Source organism: Paenibacillus suaedae (assembly GCF_032337355.1).
GTDB lineage: Bacteria > Bacillota > Bacilli > Paenibacillales > Paenibacillaceae > Paenibacillus_B > Paenibacillus_B suaedae.
Genome location: NZ_JAVYAA010000013.1, coordinates 54823 through 62807 on the forward strand (window position 1 = coordinate 54823; position 7985 = coordinate 62807).

Annotated in this window: 10 protein-coding genes; 9 read left to right on the forward strand and 1 reads right to left on the reverse strand. The window is 47.8% G+C overall.

The annotated features are described in order from the left end of the window. Positions 1 to 16: 16 nt before the first annotated feature. The 9 genes from pabA to lysS all read left to right on the forward strand — a co-directional run bounded on the left by pabA (position 17) and on the right by lysS (position 7290). Entirely contained in the window at positions 17 to 592 is a 576-nt protein-coding gene (gene pabA / locus RQP50_RS28880) for an aminodeoxychorismate/anthranilate synthase component II (protein ID WP_021260676.1), read from the forward strand. After that, a complete protein-coding gene (locus tag RQP50_RS28885) occupies positions 592 to 1476 on the forward strand; it encodes an aminotransferase class IV (protein WP_072732110.1) in 885 nt (294 codons plus the stop codon). The genes pabA and RQP50_RS28885 overlap by 1 nt, the downstream gene beginning before the upstream one ends. A gap of 124 nt (positions 1477 to 1600) precedes the next feature. Next, positions 1601 to 2467, forward strand: coding sequence for a dihydropteroate synthase (gene folP / locus RQP50_RS28890; protein WP_315747455.1), 867 nt, complete (start codon positions 1601 to 1603; stop codon positions 2465 to 2467). A gap of 44 nt (positions 2468 to 2511) precedes the next feature. Continuing rightward, positions 2512 to 2925, forward strand: coding sequence for a dihydroneopterin aldolase (folB, locus tag RQP50_RS28895; RefSeq protein ID WP_072732108.1), 414 nt, complete (start codon positions 2512 to 2514; stop codon positions 2923 to 2925). 54 nt (positions 2926 to 2979) lie between these two features. Then, positions 2980 to 3540, forward strand: a complete 561-nt coding sequence (folK, locus tag RQP50_RS28900) for a 2-amino-4-hydroxy-6-hydroxymethyldihydropteridine diphosphokinase (RefSeq protein WP_072732140.1) — start codon at positions 2980 to 2982, stop codon at positions 3538 to 3540. After that, complete coding sequence (locus RQP50_RS28905) at positions 3483 to 3698, forward strand: helix-turn-helix domain-containing protein (protein WP_072732107.1); 216 nt, start codon at positions 3483 to 3485, stop codon at positions 3696 to 3698. Before folK ends, RQP50_RS28905 begins: the two co-directional genes overlap by 58 nt. 89 nt (positions 3699 to 3787) lie before the next feature. Continuing rightward, complete coding sequence (dusB, locus tag RQP50_RS28910; RefSeq protein ID WP_021255208.1) at positions 3788 to 4789, forward strand: tRNA dihydrouridine synthase DusB; 1002 nt, start codon at positions 3788 to 3790, stop codon at positions 4787 to 4789. Positions 4790 to 5090: 301 nt separating this feature from the next. Continuing rightward, positions 5091 to 5567, forward strand: coding sequence for a transcription elongation factor GreA (greA, locus tag RQP50_RS28915; protein WP_021255209.1), 477 nt, complete (start codon positions 5091 to 5093; stop codon positions 5565 to 5567). Positions 5568 to 5784: 217 nt separating this feature from the next. Then, positions 5785 to 7290 (forward strand): lysine--tRNA ligase, encoded by a 1506-nt coding sequence (gene lysS / locus RQP50_RS28920; RefSeq protein ID WP_065292137.1) that lies wholly within the window; start codon positions 5785 to 5787, stop codon positions 7288 to 7290. A 466-nt stretch (positions 7291 to 7756) separates the two neighbouring features. On the opposite strand, the gene RQP50_RS28925 is transcribed toward lysS, so the two are convergent. After that, positions 7757 to 7985, reverse strand: a 229-nt coding sequence (locus RQP50_RS28925) for a hypothetical protein (protein ID WP_315747457.1), incomplete at its 5' end; no start/stop codon positions are given.

Here is a 7985-nt window from a genome sequence, read left to right on the forward strand (position 1 = left end):
AGAGGATGAGCTTAGCATGATACTTGTTATCGACAATTATGATTCTTTTACGTATAACTTGGTTCAATATTTAGGGGAGCTTGGGGAGCAGGTGGAAGTATACCGCAATGACGAAATCGACATTGAAGGCATTGAGAAGCTGCAACCGGATCATCTGCTGCTGTCACCTGGGCCGTGCACACCGAACGAAGCAGGAATAACACTTGATGTCATTGCACATTTCAAGGGCAAGATCCCTATCTTCGGTGTATGCTTAGGTCATCAGGCAATTGGACAGGCATTCGGCGGGAAGGTTGTCCGTGCACAGCGATTGATGCACGGGAAGACATCCCCAATCTATCATGAGGGACAGTCGGTGTTTGAAGAGCTGCCAAGCCCGTTTACAGCAACTCGCTATCATTCCTTATTGGTGGAGCGGGAGTCGCTGCCAGAATGTCTCGAGATTACGGCTTCTACGGAAGAAGGCGAAATTATGGGGCTTCGGCATAGAGAATATCCGATTGAAGGTGTCCAATTCCACCCGGAGTCGATCATTACGGATCACGGGCATCAGATGCTGCGCAACTTTTTAAAGTCGAAGGCGAGCGTATAATGGATGTTATCGGTTGGAATGGGAAGGTAGTACCTGTTGATCAAGCCGCGGTTTCTGTCATGGACCACGGCTTTTTATACGGCATGACCTTGTTTGAAACGATGCGCACCTACGGAGGGAAGCCCTTCTTGTTGGAGCGGCATATGGAGCGGTTGACATCGGCTTGCAGATTGCTTGGTATCGACTATGTAGTGGATATGGGGCAGGTTGAACGTCATATTCGAGAAGTGGTGGATGCGAACGGCCTGATGGAGGCATATATTCGTTACACCGTAAGTGCGGGCGAGAATGGTTTTGGCCTGCCACAGGAAGCGTATACGCAACCGAATGTGTTAGTGCTTGTGAAGTCGCTGCCTGCCTTGCAGGAAGAACTGTATGAATGCGGCAAGCCATTGCAACTGCTTCGTACACGGCGGAGCGGGCCCGAGACAGACGTGCGCTTTAAGTCAGGACAATACATGAATAATATCGTTGCAAAGCGGGAGTTATCACAAATGGATTCATCCGCATTAGGAGCTGAGGGGCTCATGTTGGATTGCAATGGACATGTATCCGAAGGCATCGTGAGCAATGTGTTTTTTGTTCAGGATGGTCGTCTGTACACACCAGATGTATCGACCGGCATTCTGCCTGGTATTACAAGGCAGTGGGTCATGGAGCTAGCGGGCCAGGCAGGTATGCATGTTGAGGAAGGTAAGTATGGTTGGGGACAGCTATGGAAGGCAGATGAAGTATTCCTGACAACCTCCATTCAGGAACTTGTACCGGTGACGACTCTTGTCGATGCAGAAGGTGAGAAGAGACAGGTGGGCAACGGACGGATAGGTGCTTGTACGCGCGAGCTGCTGAATCTGTATCGCACCTCTACAGTTCACAGGATGTAGGTTAACGAGATTGATTTAGAGAGTGCATGAAACTTGCGAATAGTAAGTTCCGTTATGCCCGGTGATGACGGTATAAGGAATTTTAAGTTGGATCGGCTACGATGGCAGGGAGGGGGATGCGTATATGTTGCAGCCAACATTTTGGAAGCACACGTATAAATGGAATCAAGCAGAATTAATACTGGGCGACCGTACCTTGGTGCAAGGGATATTGAATGTTACGCCGGACTCCTTCTCCGATGGAGGATGTTATGATCGCATCGATCGTGCAATCGAGCATGCCAAGGAAATGGTCGCGCAAGGCGTAGACATTATCGATATAGGCGGAGAGTCAACACGCCCTGGCCATGAACCGGTCGGAGAAGCAGAGGAGCTGCGCCGCGTTATTCCCGTTATAGAGGCGCTTCATGAGGCAATGCCTCATATCCCATTGTCCATCGATACGTACAAGGCGGAAGTCGGTAGACAAGCGTTAGAAGCGGGAGCTCATATTTTGAATGATATTTGGGGCTGCAAGCGGGAGCCGGAGATGGCACGTGTCGCAGCTTCTTATGACTGTCCCATCATTCTAATGCATAACCGTACTGAACGGAATTATGAGCAGTATGTGGATGATGTGAAGCGGGATTTGCTGGAGAGTGTGGCGATTGCCAAGGTAGCGGGTGTCGAAGAACGAAATATTTGGCTGGATCCGGGGATTGGTTTTGCCAAGGACTACGAGGATAACTTGGAACTCATGCATCATTTGGATGAGCTTGTTGAGCTTGGGTACCCAGTATTGCTGGGAACTTCACGCAAGCGGTTCATCCGTGAGACACTGCAGCTTCCTGTGGATGCTCTTATTCAAGGGACGGCAGCTACGGTTGTGTTGGGAGTAGCCCAAGGCTGCCAAATTGTGCGGGTACACGATGTATCGGAAATCGTTCAGACCGTTCGGATGTGTGATGCTATGCTATATCCAAGAGGACGAAATGGAGCCGCAGAGAAGTAATGGTGTGACATTACCCTATTTTGTCATAGAAGGGGAGTATATTCATGGTGAATACGAAAGTATCGAAACCTGACCGTATGCAGTTGCATCGGATTGAATTGTTCGGGCGGCATGGTGTATTCGAAGAGGAACGGAGATTGGGTCAGCGCTGGATTGTCGATCTTGACTTGCAAATAGATCTGCGCACGGCTGGCGAATCTGATCAGCTTGAGCATTCGATCAATTATGCCGAAATCTATAATACAGTGAAGCAGATTGTTGAAGAAGAGTCCTATCAGCTTGTCGAAGCATTGACAGAACGTATTGCAGCCGTCCTATTCGAGCAATATGCATTGATTTCAGAAGCAACAGTACGCGTAACGAAGCCGAACCCGCCGTTCGATATACATTTCCAAGGCGTAACGATTGAGATGACGAGAGTACGGGCGGAATCGAGTTCAAGCGGGAGCGGGGCATAGCAGATGGATGGAATGAAGACGGATTTCTCCGGTAGCGAGCTTGAGAAAGCAGGAATGGATTACAATCCAGTGACACATACTGGAGAGCAGACTGCTTATATTGCACTAGGTGCAAATATTGGTGAGCGGGAGCGGGCCTTGTATGATGCGTTGACACATCTTCAAGCTCAGGAGCAGATTCAAGTTGTGCGATGTTCTGCGATTTACGAGACAGATCCGGTTGGATATGAGGATCAGCCTGCCTTTCTAAACATGACAGCTTGTGTTCGGACAACGTTGCAGCCTGATGAACTGCTGATGGCGATGCTTGCGATTGAGAAGCAAATGGGGCGAGTGCGGGATATTCGCTGGGGCCCGCGCGTCATTGATTTGGATTTGCTATGGATGGGCGATACTTCATGGAATACAGACCTGCTTACATTGCCGCATCCTCGTATGGGAGAGCGGCTGTTCGTACTCGTGCCGCTTGCTGATATTGTTCCGGAGTCGGCTGTCGAATTGCACGCATTCGTTCATCATGCCTTGGGAACACTGGATGGGAAGGAAGGTATTCGGAAGTGGAGTCCTTGCAAGTGGCCAAGCGAATCCGAGCTTTCCGCAAGCTTCGAGGATTGACGCAGCAGCAGCTGTCTGAACGCGTGCGCATCTCAGTATCCGTGCTTGGTGAAATCGAGCGGGGAAATCGGCAGATTGATGATCAGATAATGAAAGAAATATGCAAGCAATTAAATATTTCACATGATGAACTGGCATCACCAGGTTCCTTTCGGTAAAATGGAACATTGGTAATCCTGTTTTGTATAGATAACCGTGTGGCATATCAGCCATATGGATAGGGATAGAGTTGAAAGGAGTGCGAGCAATGCTGAAAATTGCAAATATAGAAATGAAAAACCAAGTCGTGCTTGCGCCCATGGCTGGGGTGTGCAACCCTGCCTTCCGCCTCATTGCGAAGGAATTCGGATGCGGACTCGTATGCGCAGAAATGGTTAGTGACAAGGCGCTTGTTCACGGCAATGAGCGTACTCGTGAGATGCTGTATGTAGACGATCGGGAGAAGCCGCTTAGTCTGCAGATTTTTGGCGGGGATCGCAAATCGCTTGTCGAAGCTGCCAAAATTGTCGATAAAGATTCAAATGCCGATATTATTGATATCAATATGGGTTGCCCTGTACCGAAGGTAACAAAATGCGATGCAGGCGCTCGCTGGCTCCTTAACCCGGAGAAGATCTATGAGATGGTGTCGGCCGTTGTTGATGCTGTTGATAAACCGGTTACGGTGAAGATGCGAATCGGCTGGGATCACGATCACATTTATGTAGTGGAGAATGCCAAAGCTGTTGAGCGTGCTGGTGGTCAAGCGGTCAGTGTACATGGGCGCACACGCGAGCAGCTGTATACGGGTCAAGCGGACTGGAGCTATATTCGCCAAGTTAAGGAAAATGTCTCGATTCCGGTTATCGGCAACGGGGATGTGTTCACTCCAGAAGACGCGAAGCGTATGCTGGAAGAGACGGGATGCGACGGCGTCATGATTGGACGCGGTGCACTCGGCAATCCGTGGATGCTGTATCGCACGATTGAATATTTGACGACAGGAGAGCTGCTCCCAGATCCGTCGGCAGAAGAGAAAGTTCGTATTGCGCTTGTTCATATGGATCGCCTTATTGCACTTAAGGGGGAGCAGGTTGCGGTGAAGGAGATGCGTAAGCATCTGGCATGGTACTTGAAGGGATTGCCTTCTGCCGCGCGTGTGAAGGATGCCATCATGGAAGAGACACGCCGTGATGAGGTTGCCCGCATGCTGGAGGAGTATGTACGTCAAGTGAATGAGAAGCAAGAGGCTGAATCAACGGTTCAGTAATTGCTGCAATAGAGGCTGTTACGGGCGCATGTTCAGGGGATCGAAGCGTTTTCAAGGGCATGTGCGGTCTCATTGACTTTTGCAAATCCATCCCATATAATTCAACAATAGAAAATTGGCCTCGGGCTTGGTGTATATTACACGACTATGTATGACAAAGAACGACCAAGTTGTGGAGTCATGATGTGGCAATCAAGCCATATGATGAACTATAGCATTCGCATCGGCTGCATTCGCATCGATCGTTGTTAGCAGCCCTGAGGCTGGATGCGAAATATATCATGACAGGAGAATCGGTAAGATGAGCGATAAAGAAGTCATTCTGACCCAGGACGGTCTGAAGAAGCTGGAGGATGAGCTTGAAAACCTCAAATCCGTTAAACGTCGTGAAGTGGCAGAGCGGATTAAAGTAGCGATCGGCTACGGCGACATCAGCGAGAACTCCGAATATGAAGATGCGAAGAATGAACAAGCATTCATTGAAGGTCGTATCATTACATTGGAAAAAATGCTTCGCAACGCACGGATCATTAACAACGATGACATTGACACAGATCTTGTAAGCATTGGTTCGACGGTAATCGTTGAGGATTTGGAATTCGGCGACAAGATGGAATATACAATTGTCGGTACTGCTGAATCCGATCCATTGAAGAACCGGATTTCGAATGAAAGCCCGGTAGGCAAGGCAATTTTGGGCAAGCAAAAGGGCACAACTGTGGACGTGAACGTTCCTGCAGGCGTGATTCAATACAAAATTCTCGAGATTAAGCGCTAATTGAGCTGCGGCTAAGCAGCTTGTGGCGTCAAGCGTGAGAAGTTGGGATGAAAGCTTCCATACATGGAAGCTTTTTTCACCAATCGGCGGTGTGAGGACATTGTCCCCTTTTTTTCATGAAAAGAAATGAAAGAACGTGAAAGAATAAGTGCCGTTCCCAAGCATTTATCATACATCATGGAATATTTCGATTTAATTATACAAGGAGTGGAGTGTAATGACGGACGTCGTCAATCAAGAAACGGAATTAAGTGAATTGCTGCAAATTCGCCGCAACAAATTGGACGAGCTTCGCAAGCTGGGCGTAGATCCGTTCGGAACAAAATATGAGCGTACAGCAACTGCCAAAGAAGTGCTCGATAAGTATGACGGGATGGAGAAGGATGAGCTCCAAGAAGCAGGTGTAGAGGTTAGCCTTGCAGGACGTATCATGGCTAAGCGCGGCATGGGTAAAGCTAGCTTCGCGCACATCCAGGACTTGTCCGGCCGTATTCAAATTTATGTTCGTCAAGATACAATCGATGAGAAAAAATTTGAAGCTTACAGCCTGCTTGACCTAGGTGACATCATTGGTGTTCGTGGTACGGTATTCAAGACGAAGACAGGTGAATTGTCCATTAAAGTGCTGGAGCTTGAGATTTTGTCGAAGTCGCTCTTGCCGCTTCCAGAGAAATACCATGGCCTGAAGGACGTAGAAATGCGTTACCGTCAGCGCTATGTTGACTTGATTATGAACCCGGATGTTCAGCAGACGTTCGTCACTCGCTCGCGTATTATTCAATCGATGCGTCGCTATTTGGATTCCCATGGATACTTGGAAGTGGAGACACCAACACTCCATGCAATCGCTGGTGGTGCGGCAGCACGTCCGTTCATCACGCATCATAATGCACTCGACATGACACTCTACATGCGTATTGCGATTGAGCTCCACTTGAAGCGCTTGATCGTGGGCGGATTAGAGAAAGTGTACGAAATAGGCCGCGTATATCGCAACGAAGGGATTTCAACACGTCACAATCCGGAATTCACAATGATTGAATTGTATGAGGCATATGCAGATTACAACGATATCATGAACCTGACGGAAAATCTGGTTGCGCATATTGCACAAGAAGTGTTGGGGACAACGAAGATTCAGTATCAGAACCACGAAGTTGATCTGACGCCGCAATGGCGCCGTGTAACGATGGTGGATGCAGTTAAAGAAGTGACAGGTGTTGATTTCTCCGCACAGATGACAGACGAAGAGGCGCATCGTGTTGCGAAGGAACATAATGTGAAGGTGGAGCCGCACCATACATTCGGTCATATTCTGAATGCATTCTTCGAAGAATTCGTAGAAGAAACGTTGATTCAGCCAACATTCGTTACGGGCCATCCGGTTGAAATTTCTCCGCTTGCGAAGAAGAACGACAAGGATCCGCGCTTCACAGATCGCTTCGAGTTGTTCATCGTTGCTCGCGAACATGCGAATGCATTCTCAGAGCTTAATGATCCAATCGATCAGCGTCAACGCTTTGAGGCGCAATTGGAAGAGCGTGAGCATGGTAACGATGAAGCACATGAAATGGACGATGACTTCATTCGTGCATTGGAATACGGCATGCCGCCAACAGGTGGACTTGGCATCGGTGTAGATCGCCTCGTTATGCTGCTTACGAATGCGCCGTCTATTCGTGACGTACTGTTGTTCCCTCACATGCGTGAGCGCAGCAACTAAGATAAATGTACAATAGTAAGGATCGAACCTAGATTTAGACCTAGGTTCGATCCTTTTTTAATTCGTTCGGGGTCACTGCTATCTCCATTAGAAAGAAAGTAAATAGGTTATGGATCATTGGCTTCATTTCTATTACGGGGACTCATATGAGGATGAATCGTCATCAGGTGTAGTGATGATATGTGTAGAAATGTCAGGGGATACTGCTAAGGAATTCGGGTGCCTGCCTGAATGTGGAAAATAAAAAAACATGTATGCTCGAATAAATGAAGATGATAAGATGGATATTGCTTGTGGTTTAGTGGCATGCAGATAGCTGCTGCTATTATTGTGTACAATCATGAATATAGCCTTTAGCTGTGGGCGAATGGGGTAGTTATAAGTAAGGCCAATCGATATATGAATTACGACAAAGTCTTTTGTAGAGCGGTTTTATGCTTACTTCAAAGGGAAAGATAGTATAAAATCAAAATAGTAATTTTTTACCTGTTGCGTACTGTTGGCGGGCGTGATATATTATATGAGTCGCCGCTGAGAGACGCGGTGAACGAAAGCGAAAGAGGCAATAAGCCGAAGCGCTGGATTGAAGATTGTTCTTTGAAAACTGAACAACGAGCAACGTTTGTGAATGAGGTAGCAATACCTCGTCAAAAGATATGAGCAGTTCAAACTTAACTTTAACGGAGAGTTTGATC